Source organism: Holdemania sp. Marseille-P2844, from assembly GCF_900120005.1.
GTDB lineage: Bacteria > Bacillota_I > Bacilli_A > Erysipelotrichales > Erysipelotrichaceae > Holdemania.
Genome location: NZ_LT635449.1, coordinates 210,924 through 229,288, shown reverse-complemented (window position 1 = coordinate 229,288; position 18,365 = coordinate 210,924). Strand labels below are relative to the sequence as shown.

Annotated in this window: 18 protein-coding genes; 17 read left to right on the top strand and 1 reads right to left on the bottom strand. The window is 53.6% G+C overall.

Annotation, left to right across the window (positions count from 1 at the left end; translation table 11 throughout):
* The first annotated feature begins 18 nt into the window (after positions 1–18).
* The 5 genes from pstC (at position 19) to BQ7364_RS03775 (ending at position 4,793) form a co-directional block, all read left to right on the top strand.
* Positions 19–960 carry a phosphate ABC transporter permease subunit PstC gene (pstC, locus tag BQ7364_RS03795; protein ID WP_072683486.1) on the top strand — a complete coding sequence of 314 codons (942 nt, stop codon included), beginning with the start codon at positions 19–21 and terminating at the stop codon, positions 958–960.
* A complete protein-coding gene (pstA, locus tag BQ7364_RS03790) occupies positions 957–2,195 on the top strand; it encodes a phosphate ABC transporter permease PstA (RefSeq protein WP_234973147.1) in 1,239 nt (412 codons plus the stop codon). Before pstC ends, pstA begins: the two co-directional genes overlap by 4 nt.
* Positions 2,196–2,207: 12 nt before the next feature.
* On the top strand, positions 2,208–2,963 hold the full coding sequence (gene pstB / locus BQ7364_RS03785; protein WP_072683484.1) for a phosphate ABC transporter ATP-binding protein PstB: 756 nt from the start codon (positions 2,208–2,210) through the stop codon (positions 2,961–2,963).
* A 19-nt stretch (positions 2,964–2,982) separates the two neighbouring features.
* On the top strand, positions 2,983–3,624 hold the full coding sequence (gene phoU, locus BQ7364_RS03780; RefSeq protein WP_072683483.1) for a phosphate signaling complex protein PhoU: 642 nt from the start codon (positions 2,983–2,985) through the stop codon (positions 3,622–3,624).
* A 197-nt stretch (positions 3,625–3,821) separates the two neighbouring features.
* On the top strand, positions 3,822–4,793 hold the full coding sequence (locus BQ7364_RS03775; protein ID WP_072683482.1) for a hypothetical protein: 972 nt from the start codon (positions 3,822–3,824) through the stop codon (positions 4,791–4,793).
* Between the two features lie 138 nt (positions 4,794–4,931).
* On the opposite strand, the gene BQ7364_RS03770 is transcribed toward BQ7364_RS03775, so the two are convergent.
* Positions 4,932–6,623 (bottom strand): Na/Pi cotransporter family protein, encoded by a 1,692-nt coding sequence (locus BQ7364_RS03770; RefSeq protein ID WP_072683481.1) that lies wholly within the window; start codon positions 6,621–6,623, stop codon positions 4,932–4,934.
* A 234-nt stretch (positions 6,624–6,857) separates the two neighbouring features.
* On the opposite strand from BQ7364_RS03770, the gene ybeY reads away from it, so the two are divergent.
* The 12 genes from ybeY to BQ7364_RS03710 all read left to right on the top strand — a co-directional run bounded on the left by ybeY (position 6,858) and on the right by BQ7364_RS03710 (position 18,347).
* Positions 6,858–7,319: an rRNA maturation RNase YbeY gene (gene ybeY / locus BQ7364_RS03765; protein ID WP_369802540.1), complete on the top strand. Its 462-nt coding sequence runs from the start codon at positions 6,858–6,860 to the stop codon at positions 7,317–7,319.
* Complete coding sequence (locus BQ7364_RS03760) at positions 7,320–7,667, top strand: diacylglycerol kinase (protein WP_072683479.1); 348 nt, start codon at positions 7,320–7,322, stop codon at positions 7,665–7,667.
* Positions 7,668–7,683: 16 nt separating this feature from the next.
* The gene (gene cdd, locus BQ7364_RS03755) at positions 7,684–8,079 is read left to right on the top strand and encodes a cytidine deaminase (RefSeq protein ID WP_006060215.1); all 396 of its coding nucleotides are present in this window, start codon (positions 7,684–7,686) and stop codon (positions 8,077–8,079) included.
* Positions 8,076–8,972, top strand: coding sequence for a GTPase Era (gene era / locus BQ7364_RS03750; protein WP_072683478.1), 897 nt, complete (start codon positions 8,076–8,078; stop codon positions 8,970–8,972). Before cdd ends, era begins: the two co-directional genes overlap by 4 nt.
* Positions 8,965–9,717, top strand: coding sequence for a DNA repair protein RecO (gene recO, locus BQ7364_RS03745; protein ID WP_072683477.1), 753 nt, complete (start codon positions 8,965–8,967; stop codon positions 9,715–9,717). Before era ends, recO begins: the two co-directional genes overlap by 8 nt.
* Positions 9,718–9,782: 65 nt before the next feature.
* Positions 9,783–11,159, top strand: coding sequence for a glycine--tRNA ligase (locus tag BQ7364_RS03740; RefSeq protein WP_072683476.1), 1,377 nt, complete (start codon positions 9,783–9,785; stop codon positions 11,157–11,159).
* A gap of 36 nt (positions 11,160–11,195) precedes the next feature.
* On the top strand, positions 11,196–12,965 hold the full coding sequence (gene dnaG, locus BQ7364_RS03735; protein WP_072683475.1) for a DNA primase: 1,770 nt from the start codon (positions 11,196–11,198) through the stop codon (positions 12,963–12,965).
* Positions 12,943–14,169: an RNA polymerase sigma factor RpoD gene (gene rpoD / locus BQ7364_RS03730; RefSeq protein ID WP_006060220.1), complete on the top strand. Its 1,227-nt coding sequence runs from the start codon at positions 12,943–12,945 to the stop codon at positions 14,167–14,169. The genes dnaG and rpoD overlap by 23 nt, the downstream gene beginning before the upstream one ends.
* 5 nt (positions 14,170–14,174) lie before the next feature.
* On the top strand, positions 14,175–14,840 hold the full coding sequence (locus BQ7364_RS03725; protein ID WP_072683474.1) for a tRNA (adenine(22)-N(1))-methyltransferase: 666 nt from the start codon (positions 14,175–14,177) through the stop codon (positions 14,838–14,840).
* A 170-nt stretch (positions 14,841–15,010) separates the two neighbouring features.
* Entirely contained in the window at positions 15,011–15,814 is an 804-nt protein-coding gene (locus BQ7364_RS03720; protein ID WP_139248547.1) for a hypothetical protein, read from the top strand.
* Positions 15,811–17,073, top strand: a complete 1,263-nt coding sequence (locus tag BQ7364_RS03715; protein ID WP_072683472.1) for an ATP-binding protein — start codon at positions 15,811–15,813, stop codon at positions 17,071–17,073. The genes BQ7364_RS03720 and BQ7364_RS03715 overlap by 4 nt, the downstream gene beginning before the upstream one ends.
* Entirely contained in the window at positions 17,067–18,347 is a 1,281-nt protein-coding gene (locus BQ7364_RS03710; protein ID WP_072683471.1) for a GHKL domain-containing protein, read from the top strand. Before BQ7364_RS03715 ends, BQ7364_RS03710 begins: the two co-directional genes overlap by 7 nt.
* The last annotated feature ends 18 nt before the right edge of the window (positions 18,348–18,365 follow it).

Here is an 18,365-nt window from a genome sequence, read left to right as displayed (position 1 = left end):
CGAAGGAAGGATGAGGTTATGGAAAGCAATCTGAAAGCGAGAATCCGCCCCGGCCAGGCCCGGCGCAAGCAGAGAACGGACCGGACGGTCAGAGCCGTTTTCTTTCTGGCGGCGCTGATTTCCGGCAGTTGTATCGTGCTGATCACGCTGTTTATTCTGATGAAAGGAATCCAGCCGTTTTTACCCGGCTATGCCTATGGCTCTGTATCGCTGAAAGATTTCCTGTTAGGAACGCTGTGGCGGCAGGATCAGGGCGTCTACGGCGTTGGATTTATCGTGATCAATACGCTGATCTCCGCTTTTGGAGCGCTGCTGCTGGCCTTTCCCATCGCGGTGCTGACGGCGCTGTTCATCGTCAAGATCGCGCCCAAGCCGGTTAAACCGCTGATGAAAACGGTGGTGGAATTGCTCGCGTCGATTCCCAGCGTCGTCTACGGCGTCTTTGCGGCAGGGGTGATTACGTCGCTGGTGAAAGGGCTGGCGTCGCTGGCGGGGGTCAGTACGGCCGGGGGCAGTTCGCTGCTTGCGGTGATTCTGTTATTGGCGATCATGATCTTCCCGACGATCACCTCGCTGGCGGTGACGGCCATCGAAGCGGTCGATCCGGATCTGGAGCTGGGTTCACTGGCTTTGGGGGCGAGTGCGACGCAGACCCATTTCAAAGTTGTCCTGGCCAGCGCCAAGTCAGGGATTTTCGCCGGAGCGATTCTGGGACTGGGCCGGGCGTTTGGCGAAGCGACAGCGGTTGCGATGGTGGCCGGCAACAAGCTGTTCGGCCCGACGTTCAATCTGTTCGACATCACCCGCACGCTGACCTCGACGATGCTGGCGGGATTGAAGGAAACAACCGGACTGGATTACGATATCCGGTTCTCCGTCGGTCTGTTGCTGATGGTCGTGATCCTTTTGTCGAATCTCAGTCTGAACTGGGTAAAGAAGAAAGTGGGGAATGGACAGTGAAAACCAATCGAATGCCGCGTGTGATCAGCGATCGTTTTCTGCAGCTGCTGACGGTGCTGAGCGCAGCGCTGGCCGTTGTGGTGCTGACCAGTCTGTTCGTGTATATTTTCAGTCATGGTCTGTCCTTGATCAACGCGGATCTGCTGCGCAGCGATTACTGGTCCCTCAGCAAGATCGTGGCCCTGGATGAAACACGCAATCAGCCCGGGAGCTATCCGCGTCCGGAAAATCTCGGTGCTGAGGTGGCGTGGAGCGAAAAGTGGGGTGTGGGCTTTGTCGACCATCTTTCCCATGAAAAGAAGCAGCTTGTCCTGATCGAAGCCGTGGCGGAGAATTCGCCGCTGGCATCAGCTGTGGATACCAGCTCCGGGGCGAACCAGGGGAAACCGGTCGCGATGAGCGCCGGACTGCAGGTGGAAAAAATTGATTTTACCGACGCTTCCGGAACAGCGGACTTCACCGGGATGCTCGCTTCCGCAAGGGCTGCTGAAGTGGCGGAAACATTGGATCAGTCAGCGGCGAAGCTGACGTCGATGTTTATCAAGACGCCGGGCGGGGGCATCCGCGGATCGCTGGTGAGCACCGCGTACTTAATTCTGGTATCGCTGCTGATCGCGCTGCCGATCGGCATTGCCAGCGCTGTCTATTTAAGCGAAATGGCTAAAAAAAACAAAGTGAACGCCGCGATCCGCACCGGGATTGAAACGCTGACCGGCGTTCCTTCGATCGTTTATGGTTTAATGGGCGTCAGCGTGCTGTTTCCGATTACCGCGGCCATGGGGGCAAAGACGACGAATATTCTGCTGGGCGCGCTGACGATGGCGATCATCCTCTTGCCGACGATCATCCGCTCAACTGAAGAAGCGCTGCGGGTTGTGCCTCAGGGTCTGCGCGACGCGTCGTTGTCGTTAGGCGCAAGCCAGACCCAAACGATATTCAAGATCACACTGCCCTGCGCGATGCCGGGTATTCTCAGCGGGATTCTGTTAAGCATCGGCCGGGTGGTCGGCGAATCGGCGGCGCTGATCTATACGATGGGTACCTTTATTAACGATCAGCCGGGCTTATTGAAGCAAGGTACTTCGCTGGCCGTTCACATCTGGTCGGTGATGTCGGGCGAGCAGCCTAACTTTGAACTGGCCTGCGCGATTTCAATCATCATTCTGATCTTTGTGCTGATCTTGAATCTGACGGTCAAGCTGCTTTCGCGGCGGCTGCAGAAAAGCTTCCGCTAGAAAGGAATCGTTATGGAAACTTGTTTTGAAGTAAAAGATTTGAATTTATATTATGGTGAAAAACAGGCGCTGAAACAGCTGAATCTGACGATCGGCAAGAACCGGGTCACCGCGCTGATCGGTCCTTCGGGGTGTGGCAAATCGACGTTTCTGCGGTGTCTGAACCGGATGAACGATCTGATTGAAAATTGCCGGATCAGCGGTGAAATCCGCCTGTTAGGCGAGAATATTTATGATTCAAAAACCAACGTCGTCCAGCTGCGCACGGAGGTCGGAATGGTGTTTCAGAAGCCAAACCCGTTTCCGATGTCGATCTATGACAACATCGCTTACGGTCCCCGTTGTCAGGGAATCCGCGATAAGAAAGTGCTGGACGGCGTTGTGGAACACTCGCTGAAATCGGCGGCGCTGTGGGAGGAGGTCAAGGACCGTCTGCACGACTCGGCGCTGGCGCTCTCGGGCGGTCAGCAGCAGCGGTTGTGCATCGCCCGGGCGATCGCGATGGAACCGGAGGTCATTCTGATGGATGAGCCGACCTCTGCGCTGGATCCGATTGCGACAGCGAAGATCGAAGAGCTGATCGAGCAGCTGAAGACAACCTATACGATCGTCATCGTAACGCACTCGATGCAGCAGGCTTCCCGGGTTTCCGATGATACGGCGTTCTTTCTGCTCGGTGAAATCGTAGAGGCCGACACGACCCGCAAGCTCTTTTCCAAACCGGCAGATCAGCGGACTGAGGATTATATCACCGGCCGGTTCGGCTAGGAATCAGGAGGAATAAGTTATGAAAATGGATGAATCGCTCGCCGCATTCCAGGCTTTGATCCTGCAGATGTACCGCAAGGTGAAAACGATGCACGAGCTGGCGCTGGACATTCTTCGAAGCGGCGATAAGGAGAAAGCGCTGCAGTTAATCTACATGGATGACTTCGTCAATCATCTGGAGGAGGAAATCAACGATCAGGCGCAGACGGTGCTGGCGCTGCTTTCCCCGGTGGCCACGGATCTGCGCAAAGTGATCGCCGGGATTAAAATCGCTTCGGATTTGGAACGGATCGGCGACTACGCTAAGAACATCGCGGACTACGTCATCAAAAAAGGCCCGGCGGAACCTCCGTTTGTCGGCGAACAGGCGGAAGCGATCGGGCGGTTGTTTCTGGCGATGCTGGACGCGGCGATGGACGCCTATCAGAAGGAGGATGTCGCGCAGGCGTATCGGATTCCGCAGCAGGACGAACAGATTAACGATCAGTTTGCCGAGCTGTCCGGACAGATTGAAACCGCCGTTATGCAGGGAATGCAGCTGGAACATGTCGTGCCGTTAGTCGCGATGCTGCGCAACTTTGAACGGGCCGGCGATCATACTAAAAATATCTGCGAGCACCTGATCTATCAGGTAAAAGGGCAGCACATTGATTTCGGATGAAGGCCCGCAAGGAATCCCGGCCGCCAAAGCGCGGGATTTTTTTGCTTTCAGCAAAGGATAACCCCGCGTCAAGTGGGATTTTGAGATCATGTCTTACGGGGAACGGGCTTCCGGGTCTTCGTGGGAATTTCTTCGCAGAACATTGACATCCGCGGGTCGGGTTCGCTATACTGAGGGTAAACTCAAGAGGTGAAGACATGAAAAAACTCTTTCTGCTGGGACTGACGTTGGCGCTGATCGCGACGATTGAGGGGTTCCAGTCCAGTGCGCAAAAGCAGATGATGGCGGAAATGCCGCGTTTAAAATGGGCGTCAGCGGGGTATGCGTCGGCTTGTTACGAAGTTCAGTTTACCGCGGGGCAGCAGGCGCGTCAGCGCGAGCGGATCGCGGAATTGATCGCGGTCGGTCAGGAAAGTGAAGCCAGCGAGGAAGACCGGCTGAATGCCCGCAAGCTGGCGGTAATGGAGGTCAAGCCGGACGCTGAATCCGGGCTGAGCTTTTATTACGGCGGGATGAAAAATCCGCTGCATGATTTGTTTCCGGTTTCCGGAACGCCGCAGATCAGCTTCAACCAGGCGCGGCCGGTGTATTATACGGCTGACCGAAAGGATTTATCGGCGCCGCACATGACGATGATTCAAAGCGCGGACGTTCGGGTCGAACCGTTTTACAACAGCGTGGAACAGACCGGGACTACCGCAACGCTGTGGTTCTTTGCGGAACAGCCGTCGGATTGGATCGCCTTGATTTATCAGCTGCGTCAGGAATTTCCGGACATGACATTCATCAAGCAGCCGATCGCCGTGGACAGCACGGTTTCCGATACGTTGGCGAATCAGCGGTCAGGACAGATTTTCGGGATTGCCGTCGGGAGCACCCTGGCCGCGCTGGCGTTGACGCTGCACGAAGTGCGCCGGCAGAAAAAACAGACGCCTGCGGCTTCCGCCCTGAATATTCTGGGGCGCAGCTGCGGTATGACCGGTCTGATCGCGGTGCTTGAAATTCCGGTTCTGATCATCCTGATCAACCGGCTGCAGGGGGTAGCCTGGAATTACTACACGAATTTCCTGTATACCGATTTGTTTCATCTGTATGGCTGGATTGCGGCGGGCTTTGGACTCTGCGCCGCAGTTGGATGGCTGATGGCACGTTCTGGCCGGCATTCATAACCGGTGCATTGTAGGAAGCGCAGGATCTGAGCGGGTCTGGCCGTTATAAAAAGAAACTGGAAAGGTATGAAAAAAAGAAGCTGATTTTCCGGAACGATCCGGTCAAGGCAGCTTCTTTTGTTTGTTTTATCGACGGGATCAGTGATGCTCGAGCACCGGTGCTTCCTTGCTGGAGGAGGCTTCGATCGAACAGCGGGCGATGTTGCAGCAATGGTCGGCCATACGTTCCAGGTTTCCCAGAATATCGCAGTAGACGCTGCCGCCGACAGCCGTCGCGCATTCGTTGCGGGCCATCCGGTCGAAATGTTTCTGCCGGGCTTTGTATTCCAGTAAATCCATGTAATTCTCATCTTCCATCAACGCGGAATACTGCGCGTAGTCTTCATCGCGGTAAATTCCGATCGACGTGTTCAGCATGTGCTTGAACAGCTCAAACATTTCCAGCACGTCTTTTTTCGCACCGTCGCTGAAGTCGTTTTTATCTTCATGCACCATGTCGAAGAATTCGACGAGGTTGACCGACAGGTCGCCGATGCGCTCCAGATTTTTGATGACCTGCAGGTGCAGGTTGAAATCCTGCATATCCCGGTCGTTCAGGTCTTCCTTGGAAACGCTCATCAGGTAATTGGTGATCTTGGTGTCGATGGAATTGATCAGATCCTCGGTCTGATTGACGAGTTCCTTCTCATCGGAACCGCCGCGCGTATTCATGAAGTCGCGGGCTTTGTCGACCGCGGCATCGACGACTGTGCTCATTTTCAGAACGGCCTGTTTGGCAATGGCCAGCGCAGCGGTCGGCATCTGATGCGCGATCCCGGCGTCCATGTCGTCGAGGTTGATTTCAATCCGCTCCGGTTCGTTGCCCGGAATCAGCTTCTTGATGAAATTGCACATGACGTTCAGCAGCGGCAGATAAACGATGACGCCGACGATCTTAAATAAGATATGCACGACGGCGATCTGCATCATTGGCGGGATCAGCAGCAGATCGGAGATCCAGGTGATGAACTGAATGTAAAACGGCAGGAAGATCATGCCGATCGTCGCCGCGATCACGTTGAACAGCGTATGCAGACCGGCGGTTCGTTTCGCCGCCAGACTGCCGCCGATCGCCGCAAACACGCCGGTGACGGTCGTACCGATGCAGGCTCCGAAGACAAACGGCATCGCCGCGTTCAGGGTCATCGCCCCGGATTCATATAATTTCTGGACGACGCCGATCGTCGCGGCCGAGCCCTGGATCAGTCCGGTCAGCACCGTGCCGGCCAGTAAGCCCAGCAGCGGTTTTTCCGACATCACCTTGGCAAATTCGATGAAGGCTGGCAGATCCTTCAGCATTTTCAGCGAGTCGCCCATGATCTTCAGACCATAGAACATCAGACCGAAGCCGAGGATGATGTCGCCGATGTAGCGGGTTTTCTTTTTCTTGCCAAACGAGATGATCATGCCGCCGATGAACACGAAGTACATTGCGAACTGCTCGACCTTCAAGCCGATCAGAAACGCCGTCATCGTCGTTCCGATGTTGGCGCCCACGACGACCCCGGCCGCCTGTTCCAGCTTCATTAATCCCGCGCGGACCAGACCGATGGTGATCGCGGTCGCGGCTGAGGAAGACTGCACGACGATGGTCACGACAATGCCGACCAGCACCGCCATTATTGGATTGGACGTATATTTGTCGATGTATTCCCGGAGCTTATGACCTGCGACATTTTTCAAGCCGTCGCCCATAAACTTGATGCCAAACAAAAACAGCGCAAATCCGCCGAGGATCATGTCCCACGAGATATCTCCCAGCGTGATCATTTCCGTCGCTACGATATTCATTTGTTTTTCTCTCTCTCCTGTTTCTTCTCTTTTCTTCTCTTGATTCACGTTTATTTTAACAGAATCATTACGAAGTTTTAACACAAATTTAACATTTCCAGACAAAATCTGACAAACTTGCGATTTCAGCGCTTCCCAACTTGTGAAAGAAAACGGGAAAAGCCGTTTGTTTTCGGTCGAAAAGAGGCAGAATATGCTATAATAGCAATGCAAAATCAAGAGGTGAAGATGATGATAACCTGTACGTTTGTCAACAAGACAAGGGAAAAGCAATGGAAAGAAAACTATCCGGATTTCCAGCGGATCGCCGAGCATGCGCTGGAGGTCTTAAACAAGCAGGGCGACTATACCATTTCAGTGATTTTCGTGAAGTCCCGCAAAATCCATGAGATCAACCGCGATTACCGGCAGGTCGACCGGCCGACGGACGTGATTTCGTTTGCGGCATGTGATGATCAGGATGAATTTGAGCTGATCGAGGAAGCGGAAGTCGAACTGGGCGATATTTTTATCAACGTGGAAGCCGCGATCAGTCAGGCCGAGGAATATGGCCATTCGCTGCGGCGGGAAATTTGTTTCCTGTTTACGCACGGGCTGCTGCACTGCTTCGGCTACGACCACATGCAGCCGGATGAGGAAAAGGTCATGTTCGATCTGCAGCATGAAATTCTGGATCCGCTGGTGCCGAGGGCGTAAATGCGCGCGCTGATCAAAAAATTCAAGCCGGCGCTGAACGGACTGATTCTGGCGGCGCAGGACCGCAGCGTGGCGATTCAGCTGGGCTTTGCGGTGCTGGCCGGACTGGCCGGGATGGGACTGGGCTTCGTCTTTTGGGAATGGGCGCTTGTGATTACGCTGGCGGCCCTGGTCATCACAGCGGAGATTTTGAACACCGCGATCGAGCGGCTGTGCGACTTTGTTCAGCCCAAGCAGGATGCCCGCATTAAAACGATAAAAGATCTGGCGGCGGGCGCTGTGCTGTGCGCATCCCTGGCGGCGCTGATCGTCGGGGGGATGATCGTCATCCGCCATCTAATAAGATAGAACAGGAGAAACAACGATGTACGAAAACTTAGTCAGCGAAGCCTTTGAGGCGATGAAATCCGCGTATGCACCGTATTCCAACTATCATGTCGGCGCCTGCGTGTTATGCAAGGACGGCCGCACCTTTCGCGGCGTGAACATTGAAAACGCATCCTACGGGGCGACGAACTGTGCCGAGCGCAGCGCGGTGTTCGGCGCGTATTCCTACGGTTACCGCAAGGCGGACATCGCGGCGATTGCGATCGTCAGCGACGGCGCCCGCATCGGAACGCCGTGCGGCATCTGCCGCCAGGTGCTCAGCGAATTGCTGGAAAGCGATACGCCGATCATCCTGTCCAACGGGAAAGAAACGATGGAAACAACGATAGCCGAGCTGCTTCCGATGAGCTTCGGCATGGAGGATCTGGCGTGAAGAGCGGCTTTGTCGCTTTGATCGGCCGGCCCAATGCCGGCAAAAGCACACTGCTGAACGCTCTGGTCCAGCAGAAGGTCGCGATCATTTCCCCCAAGCCGCAGACAACCCGCAATTCCATCCGGGCGATCCGCACCGATGCCGATTCGCAGATCATTTTCGTCGATACGCCGGGAATTCATAAGCCGAAGCATGAGCTGGGCACCCAGATGAATAAGGAAGCCTACTCCGCGGCGTCGGGCGTCGATTTGATCTACTACCTTGTCGACGGCTCAGTGCCGTTTGGCAGCGGCGATGAATTCGTTTTGAATACGCTGCGGCAGATGCATCTGCCGGTGTATCTGATTCTCAATAAAATTGATCTGCTGGAAAAAGAACAGCTGATCGATCTGTTGTTAGCGTGGCAGCGGCGGATGGATTTCAAAGAGATCATTCCGATCAGCGCGAAGACGCAGAACAATCTGGATCAGCTGATCGAAGTCACCAAGAATGATTTGACAGACGGCGTCCAGTATTATCCGGCTGACCAGATCTGCGACTATCCGGAACAGTTCATCATGGCGGAAATTATCCGGGAAAAGGTGCTGCTGCTGACGGAAGAAGAAGTGCCGCATTCCGTCGCGGTCGTGATTGAAAGAATCCGCAAGAACCGCGAGCATCTGATCATCAACGCGATGATTCTGGTCGAACGGGATTCCCAAAAGGGTATCATCATCGGCAAGCAGGGTCGGATGATCAAGCAGATCGGCACGCTGGCGCGGGAAGAACTGCAGGGGCTGTTGGGCGAACCGATTTTCCTTGAATTGTTTGTCCGGGTGGAAAAAGACTGGCGCAACAAGAAGGCCAAGCTGCAGCAGCTGGGGTATATCCAGACGGAGCTGGAGGATGAGTAAAGCCCGGATTGAGGCGGTGATCCTCAAGCAGCAGGACTATCGTGAAAACGACGCGCTGATTACGGTGCTGTCAAAGGACTATGGCAAGCTGGGCTTCGTATGCCGGGGCATCCGCAAGATGGCGAGCAAGAATGCCGTTTCGTGCATGCCGTTTGTGCTGTCGGAGCTGATGTTTGACTACAAGGAACAAGCCACGCTGTTTTCACTAAAGAGCGCGCGCGTTCTGGCGGCGCACCGGCATATCCGCGAAGATTTGGAAAAAATGACAATTGCCCAGGTGATGTGCGAGATTGCCGACAAGCTCCTGGAACAGGGAGAAAGCGATCTGGAAGCGGCTGGCGAAGTTTATGAGCTGCTGAGCGTCAGTCTGGACCGGCTGGACAGCGAGACCGACAGCTATCTGATTTTAGCGCAGTTTACCGCGCTGGCCTTAAAAACCGAAGGGATCGAGCCGGTCGTCGACGAGTGCGTGCTGTGCTCCAACACTCAGGTGCAGACGATTTCTGTTGAAGACGGCGGTTTTCTGTGCGCGGAGTGTGCGGCGATGGTGCATGCCCGGCCGATGGAGGTCGGAGCGCTGAAACGTTTCCGTCTGATCAACAAGGCGCAGCTCGTTCATTTTGCCCAGCTGCGGCCGTATGGCCCGTGGACAAAAAAAGACGCGGAATTGCTGGTCGAATTTTTAATGCTACACAGCGGTGTAAAGCTGGAAAGTTGGCGCTTTCTGGACCGTTTAGCCAATTGACGAAAAGCGCTGATTTGTACTATAATAAACTTTGTCTATAAAAATAAAGAAATGGGGAATTGATCATGGCAGTGAAACAATTTGACACGATCGTCGCGCACGCAAAAAACTCCGGTTTTGTGTTCCAGGGCTCCGAAATTTACGGCGGCTTGAGCAACACCTGGGATTTTGGTCCGCTCGGCGTTGAGCTTAAAGACAATATCAAACGGGCCTGGTGGAAGAAGTTCATTCAGTCCCATCCGAATAACGTCGGCATCCAGGCCGCAATCTTAATGAATCCGAAGGTTTGGGAGGCCAGCGGCCACTTGAAGGGCTTCTCGGATCCGCTGATGGACTGCCGTCACTGCAAGACCCGCCACCGCGCCGATCATCTGATCGAGGAGGCGACGGAAGGCAAGGTTGTGCCGGAGGGCTGGAGCAACGAAAAAATGATGGATTTCATCAAGGAAAACCACATCGCCTGCCCGAACTGCGGCAGTCATGACTTTACCGATATCCGTCAGTTCAACCTGATGTTTAAAACGTTCCAGGGAATTCTGGAAGACGCAAAGAGCACGATTTACCTGCGGCCGGAAACGGCCCAGGGCATGTTCGTCAACTTCAAGAACGTCCAGCGCTCCATGCGCCGCAAGCTGCCCTTTGGCATCGGCCAGATCGGCAAGAGCTTCCGCAACGAGATCACGCCGGGCAACTTCATTTTCCGTACCCGGGAATTCGAGCAGATGGAAATGGAATTCTTCTGCAAGCCGGGCGAGGATTTGCAGTGGTACGAATACTGGAAAAACTTCTGCATGAACTGGCTGACGAACCTGGGCCTGACTGCTGAAAGTCTGCGCTTCCGCGAGCATACGCCGGAGGAGCTGGCGTTCTATTCGAAGGGCACCAGCGATATTGAATATCTGTTCCCGTTCGGCTGGGGCGAGCTGTGGGGCATTGCCGACCGCACGGATTACGACTTGAAAACGCATCAGGAGCATTCCGGCGAATCGCTGGAATACCTTGATCCGCAGACCAATGAAAAATATCTGCCGTACTGCGTAGAACCGGCCGTCGGTGTGGAACGGCTGATGCTGGCGTTCTTATGCGACGCTTACGACGAGGAAGTTCTCAATGAAAAGGACACCCGCGTCGTGCTGCACCTGCATCCGGCGCTGGCTCCGGTCAAGGCCTGCATCCTGCCGCTGTCGAAGCAGCTTTCCGCTTCGGCGAAGGAAATCTATGCTCAGCTGGCTGACAGCTTTGTATGCGAATATGACGAAGCCGGCAGTATCGGCAAGCGTTACCGCCGTCAGGACGCTATCGGCACGCCGTTCTGCGTCACGATCGACTTCGATACCGAGAAGGACGGCTGCGTCACCGTGCGCGAACGCGACAGCATGGAGCAGGTGCGGCTGCCGATCAGCGAATTGCAGGCGCATATTGAAGCGTCGCTGAAGTTCTGATCAGAATCCGTTCGGTACGAACAGGGGGGATGACGAATGCGTCTGAGCGATGAAGAAATCACCGCGGTCAGAAACAGCGCGGATATCGCGGAAGTCATCGGCCACTATGTGCCGTTAGTCAAAAAAGGCCGTTCCATGGCCTGTGTCTGTCCCTTCCACGACGATCACGACCCGTCGCTTTCGATCTCCCAGGATAAGCAGATTTATAAATGCTTCGTCTGCGGAGCCGGCGGCAACGTGTTTACCTTCGTTCAGAATTATGAAAAAGTCAGTTTCCCGGAGGCCGTAGCGAAAGTTGCGGAAATCAGCGGCTACAAGCTTTCGTTTGATCCTTCTGCCTTAAAAGCGCCGGTCGATCCGAGGAAAGACGCATTATATAAGGTGTTGGCGGAAACGATCCGCTACACGCATTATCAGCTGGGAGCGCAGGCGGGAACGCCGGTGCGCGAGTATTTGGCCAACCGCGGGATCGACGAGGCGACGATCGAAAAGTTTGAGATCGGCTGGAACGGTCCGGGCGACGAGCTGCTGCGGTTTCTGCAGGCTAAAGGCTACAACGAGCAGGACATGGTGGCGGCGAATGTCGTTCGGCTGAACGAGAGCGGTCTGCACGATGTGTTCGCCAGCCGGATTACGTTTCCGATCCACGACTCGCTCGGCAATCCGATCGGCTTTACGGCCCGCAGTATGGATCCCGAAGCGCAGAGCAAATATATCAACACGACCGAGACCGACGTCTATGTCAAAGGTCATACGGTCTTCAATTATCACCGCGCCAAACAGCCCTCCCGTCAGGAAGGGCGGGTGCTTTTATGCGAGGGTGTCACGGATGTGCTGGCCTTTTCCCGGGCGGGAATGGACAACGTCGTGGCGACGCTGGGCACGGCGTGCACCAAGGAACAGCTGCGCTTACTGCGGCAATGCTCGCTGCATCTGACATTTTGTTATGATGGCGATAAGGCCGGGCAGAACGCGACCTACAAGGCGGCGAAGCTGGCCCGCGAGGCCGGCTTTGAGGTCGGCATCGTCAGCAATCCGACCGGACTGGATCCGGATGAAATTTTGCGCCAGCACGGTGCGGAAGAACTTCGAGCAATGGTCCGCAAAGAGCTGACGTGGATGGAATTTGTCTTTCAGTATCTATCGACGCGTTATGATCTGGAAAACTATTCCGAAAAAAAAGAATTCACGCTTAAGGTGGAAGACGAAATCAAACAGTTGAGTGATGAATTCGACCGTCAGAATTTTGCCCATCAGCTGGAGCAGCTGACCGGATTTCATCTCGATCTGGGCGCAGCCCCCGCTCCGAAACCGGACAATTCCGGTGCCGGCCGGGTAAAAACAGTTCCGATTCGTTTAAATCCGTCGCGAGATGGTAAGACTAATGCAGAACACCTGATTCTTGCGCTAATGCTTACCCGCCGCGAAGCGGTAGAAATGTTCAAAGAAAAACTCGGTTTTCTGCTGAATGAAGAAAATCAGCAGCTTGCGATGATGATTCTGGATTACAGCCGGTCTCATCCGCAGCTGCAGATTGCGGATTTCATCAGTACGATCGACGAGGAAACGCTGAGACAAAAGGTTCTGGATCTTTCAGAATGGGAGTGTCCACAATTTACGCCGGAGGTCATGGACGGAGCGATCCGCCGCCTGCAGCGGTGTATGCTGGAAGAAAGAATAAATGATCTGAAACAACAGATCCTGCGCATCAGCAATCCGGAAAGCCAGGCTGCCCTTCTCAATGAACGGATGCAGCTGCAAAGAGAATTAAGGGGGTACCTTGATGAAGAAAAACACCAAGACTAAGGAGACAAAAATGCCAGTTTACAAAACGTTGGACCAATTAAAGGAAGAATTCAAAAAGACCTATCTTGCGGATAAGGTCGTTTATCAGAAGGATGTCATGGATGCCCTGGAACATCTCGATCTGACGGATAACGACATGGACGACCTGTACGAATGGTTCGCCGCGGAAGGCATCGACATCAGCGAGGACGACGATATCGAAGAACTGGAAAATATCGAAATTCCGGAAGCAGGAGCGATGACCCAGGATATCGGCGACGATCTGGAATTCCTGGCGGAAGACGCCGGGGAAGATTTTGACGAGGAAGTCGAGGATGTGGAAGTCCCGATCGATCTCAGCGAAACTTACAGCAGCTCTCCTTATGTGCGGATCAACGATCCGGTGAAGATGTATCTGAAAGAAATCGGACGGGTACCGCTGCTGAATCCGGAAGATGAACCGGAAATCGCTCGCCGGATTCAGGCCGGGGATGAGGAAGCCAAGCGGATTCTGATTTCATCCAACCTGCGTCTGGTCGTTTCGATCGCGAAGAAATACGTCGGCCGCGGCATGTTGTTTCTGGATCTGATCCAGGAAGGCAACATGGGATTGGTCAAGGCGGTTGAGAAGTTCGACTACACCAAAGGTTTTAAATTTTCAACGTATGCGACATGGTGGATCCGCCAGGCGATCACCCGTGCGATTGCCGACCAGGCCCGGACAATCCGAATCCCGGTACATATGGTAGAAACGATTAACAAATTGACTCGTGTTCAGCGGCAGCTTGTGCAGGATCTGGGCCGGGAACCGACGGCTGAGGAAATCGCGGAAAAGATGGAAAACATTACGCCGGACAAGGTTCGCGAGATCCAGAAAATCGCGCTGGAGCCGGTTTCGCTGGAAACGCCGATCGGCGAGGAAGACGATTCCCACCTGGGTGATTTCATCGAGGATAAAGACGCGATGTCGCCGGATCAGTACGCCAACAATCAGCTGCTGAAGGATGAGATCAACAATGTCCTGCAGGGGCTGACGGAACGGGAGGAAAAGGTGCTGCGGCTGCGCTTCGGGCTGTATGACGGCCGGACACGCACTTTGGAAGAAGTCGGTAAGGAATTCAACGTTACGCGTGAACGTATCCGTCAGATTGAAGCCAAGGCGCTGCGCAAGCTGAAACATCCGACCCGCTCCAAGCGGCTGCGGGATTTCGTCGATAAGAACTAAGGGTTATGCTGAGCGTCCGACTTAAAGCGATTGCCGACTGCGTTCCGGAAGGGACGATCGTCGCCGATATCGGAACGGATCACGCCTTTCTGCCGGTGGAACTGATTGCCTCCGGAAAGATTGAAAGAGCGTATGCCTGCGATATCGGAACCGGACCGTTGGAGCATGCCCGCGCGACGGTGGCGGAAGCCGGGCTGCAGGCGCAGATTTCGTTGATTCTGACGCCGGGCCTGGAGAAAGTGCCGCAGGATGCACAGGTCGCCGTGATTGCCGGGATGGGCTGGATGACAGCCAGGGAAATTCTGGAAAACGATTTTGAACGGCTGGGACAGTTTCAGCGGATTCTTGTGCAGGTCAACCGCGAGGTGGCTTCACTGCGTCGCTGGATCATGGATCACGGGTTTGAAATTGTCACGGAGAAGCTGGTGCACGACCGGCATTACTATCAGATCGTCGGTTTCCGTAAGGCATCTCAGCCGGTAGTTTATACCGAAGCCCAGCTGCAGTACGGCCCGTTTCTGTTAGCGCGCCGGGAACCGGTCTTCATCGAATATTATCACTACCGGAAAGCCAAGCTGGAACGGATTGCCCGTCAGATTGAGGATCCGGACAAACGCAGCGAGATCCTGCGACAGATCGAGGATATGAATGCGGTGATTTTAAACCGCTAAACCTAAATAAGCAGAGGGAAGGACCGTAAAGTCCTTCTTTTCTTGTACTGCGACGGGATTTCGAAAGCGAGGATGATCGAAGTCAGACGTTGTTCCTTGGCCAGTCCTCCCGCCGGCGAACCCGCTCTGAAAGGACAGGGGTCTGGACTTTGATTTCAAACTGCGCTACAATGAAAAAACAAAGTCAGTTCCTGATACTGACGATCATTCAGCTTGGAAGGGACAGCGGACGGCATTGGGGGCCGTTGACGCTGAAGGGGATAGTCATGAGCAATAAGAAAACAATGCTTTATCTGGCGGGCTTCTTTATAAGCCAGCTCGTTTTGGTCGTCGCGGTTTTCGGCGTGCGGAAAGAGATGGCGATCGTTCAGATTTTTATCATTCTCTCGCTGGCCATTGCGATCACGCTGGTCGGCGATTTCTGCATCTTCGGAATTATCCGCAGCGTGATGCGGTATAACGAAGAAGAACTGGAGCTGCGCCGGCTCACCGAACTGAACCAGCGGAACTATCAGTTCTATCAATTCGCCGTGATGCAGCAGCAGAATATCCGTTATTTTTATCATGACCTGTCGAATCATCTGATTACCCTGGAAATCCTGAAGGAACAGGGTAAGACGGAGGAGCTGAACGCGTATGCGGAAAAGCTGAAGACACAATTTGAGCACCAGCTGCCCGCCTACAAGACCGGCAACGTCATGCTCGATATCTTAATCCAGTACAATCAGCTTCATGAGCCGGCCTGCCCGCTGACCGTCCGTGGTGCGGTTCCGGAACAATTCGATTTCTCAGCACTGCTGCATGGATTGCAGAAACTGGCGGAAATCTGTCCGGGAACGCCGGTAACCTTGTGCTTTGAGCCGGCGCTGCGTGTGGAGCTGCCGGCGGCGGAGTTCGCGCAGAAACAAAAGGAAATCGAAACGCTGAAACAGGAAAACAGCTTGTTGGACATTATCGGGGTGACGGCAGAATGACGAATTCCATTTACTATTCTTTGAATCATATTCCGCTGATGATGACCTGGGCTTATTGTTACAATGAAATCCTGCCGGTCCGCAAGAGCTACTGGCGCGATTATCTAACGTTGGATCTGAGCATCACACTGGCGGTGTTCCTCCTGCTGCATATCTACGCGCTTCCCGGATCGGTGCAGGACAATGCGGTTGTCCGCATGACGGTGTCCGCGTCGGTGATCGGGGTTGTGATTTACCTTGTGAAGCGCCCGGGGTTAAAAGCAACGTTATTTGCGCTGTTTGCTCAGCAGCTGCTTTCGATCACCGCGGAAATGGTGACGATGCTGATCACGCTGATCGGCGTGCAGTTCAGCCGCAGCGCGTATGAGAGCGCCTTCTATATGAATGTGTTTTCCTATCTGCTGCTGGACGGAATGAGCCTGTTGTTTTTCAAAGCCGCACTGAGCTTGGGAAAAAAACGCAGGCGCTCGATCGAAGGAGAATACTATACGATCGGTACGCTGCTTTTCACCTGTCAGTTTTTGTGGCTGTATATCTTGTCCTATAAACTGATTTACATCAAGGAAGCCAGTCTGGGATTGTTGACGCAGGCGCTGGGGTTTCTGATTGTGACTGACGTTGTCGTCTTTTTCAGCGCTGTCCGGATTATCCGGCAGAAGCGAAAAAAACAAGAGCTGGACACCCGCACGCAAATGAATGCGGAACTGGCAACGCAGCTGGAAAAACTGGCGGAGAAGCAGGCGGGGCTCGAAACGGTTTTCCATGAAATGCACGACCCGGATGCGCAGATCGATCATCTGCAGGTACTCCGGGGACGACTGCGAAAGCTGCGTGAAGAACTGTATTGTGAAAATCCGTATGCCAACGCATTATTTAATTACTATCGTCAGCTGTGCGATCAGAAGCAGATCGCCGTCACCTTTGAGATTGAATCCAGTCTCAGCGGGATTTTGGACGAGTACGATTTGAATACGCTGTTGTCCAATCTGTTAAAGAATGCGGTGGAAGCCGCGGAATTCAGCGATTCTCCGTTTATTGATTTTCAGGCGGCGGAAAAAGCCGGACTGCTGCTGATCCGCTGCCGCAACCGCGTGGCAAAAAACGGGCTGCAGCCAAAGAAAAAAATCAGCGGTCAGGGAACGGCGATCATGGACGCAATTCTGCACCGCTGCCTTGGCGTGCGCCGCTTCAGTCTGGATCAGGATATCGCGACGGCAGAGATCGTTGTGGAACGGGGAAAGCCGGCGAAGTCATGTTAAACAACGAACCTTTTTTCTATTTCAATCATTTGATCCTGTTTCTGATCTGGGCTGCTTTTCACTGCGCTTTTCTCAATCACCGGGAGCCGTTAAAAACGCTGTTTCCCAAGCTGTATCTGGCAATTGTCATCAACTTTATTTTTAATTTTATTCTGTTTTTGGTCTTTGACGAGTTCTTTGCGGTCAACAGTCTGCGGACGCTGACGACGATCATGTTCATGCTTCTGGTCGTGAAATTCGTGGTGAAGGACTCGTGGATGAATACGGTGTTCGCTATGATCTTTCACACAGTATGCATCCTGTTTTCCGAGATGCTGGCCATTCTGGTCATGGTTGCGGCCAGCGGTTTTGATCAGGCGGCGTTTCAGGATGCTTCGTTCTTTAGCACGGCAGGTTTTCTGGTGATGGACTTTTGGAATGCCTTGTTCTTCAGTCTCGTTATTTTATTGAAACGCAAGGTATTTCCCGCGATTGACTGGCAGAAACAGGCGCGCTTGATTCCGCTGATCGTCGTACATGGGCTGTGGATTTATCTGCTTTCCTATAAATTGATCTACGCTTATCAAATTACGATGAATCTGACCGCTTTTTTCATTGGATCCTGGCTGTGTCTGCAGGGATCGGCATTTTTCCTGATCCGCAGCCTGCTGCGAATGAAGGCAGCGCGTAAAAATGCCGAACAAAAACGGGAAAATAACGAGCGCATTCAGGCGCAGATCCTGACGTTGTATGAAAAGCAGGACGTGATGGATGAGGTTTGGCAGACGGTAAAGAACCAGATCGGGCAGGTTGATGTGGAGCAACTCCGCTCTGCGCAGGATCAGATCGGCGCTATCCGCAACCTGATTTACTGCGATAATCCGTCAGTCAACACGATGCTGGCCTCATTTGAACGACAATTTGCCAGACAAGCTGTCTCTTTTCAGATTACGATTGAAGCTTCCTTACTTTCAGGTATCGATGATTTCGACATGAACACGCTGTTGTCCAACCTGTTAAAAAATGCGCTGGAAGCCGCTGAGAGTGCGGCGAAGCCGGAGGTTTGTTTAACGATCACCCAACAAAAACAGATGTTATTTATCCGCTGTGTGAATTCCTGCGGTCAGCCGCGGCCGAAAAAGAAGCTGATTCAGGGCAATGGAACGAAGATCATCACGCAGATTGCTGAAAAGTATCAGGGTCAGGCCCAGTGGGAGAAGGAAGGCTCACGCCTGGTGGCCGAAGTGCTGCTGAATAAAACGCAAACAGAATTCGAAAAAGTTTCTGCGGCGTAAGATTACTTGTCATTATTT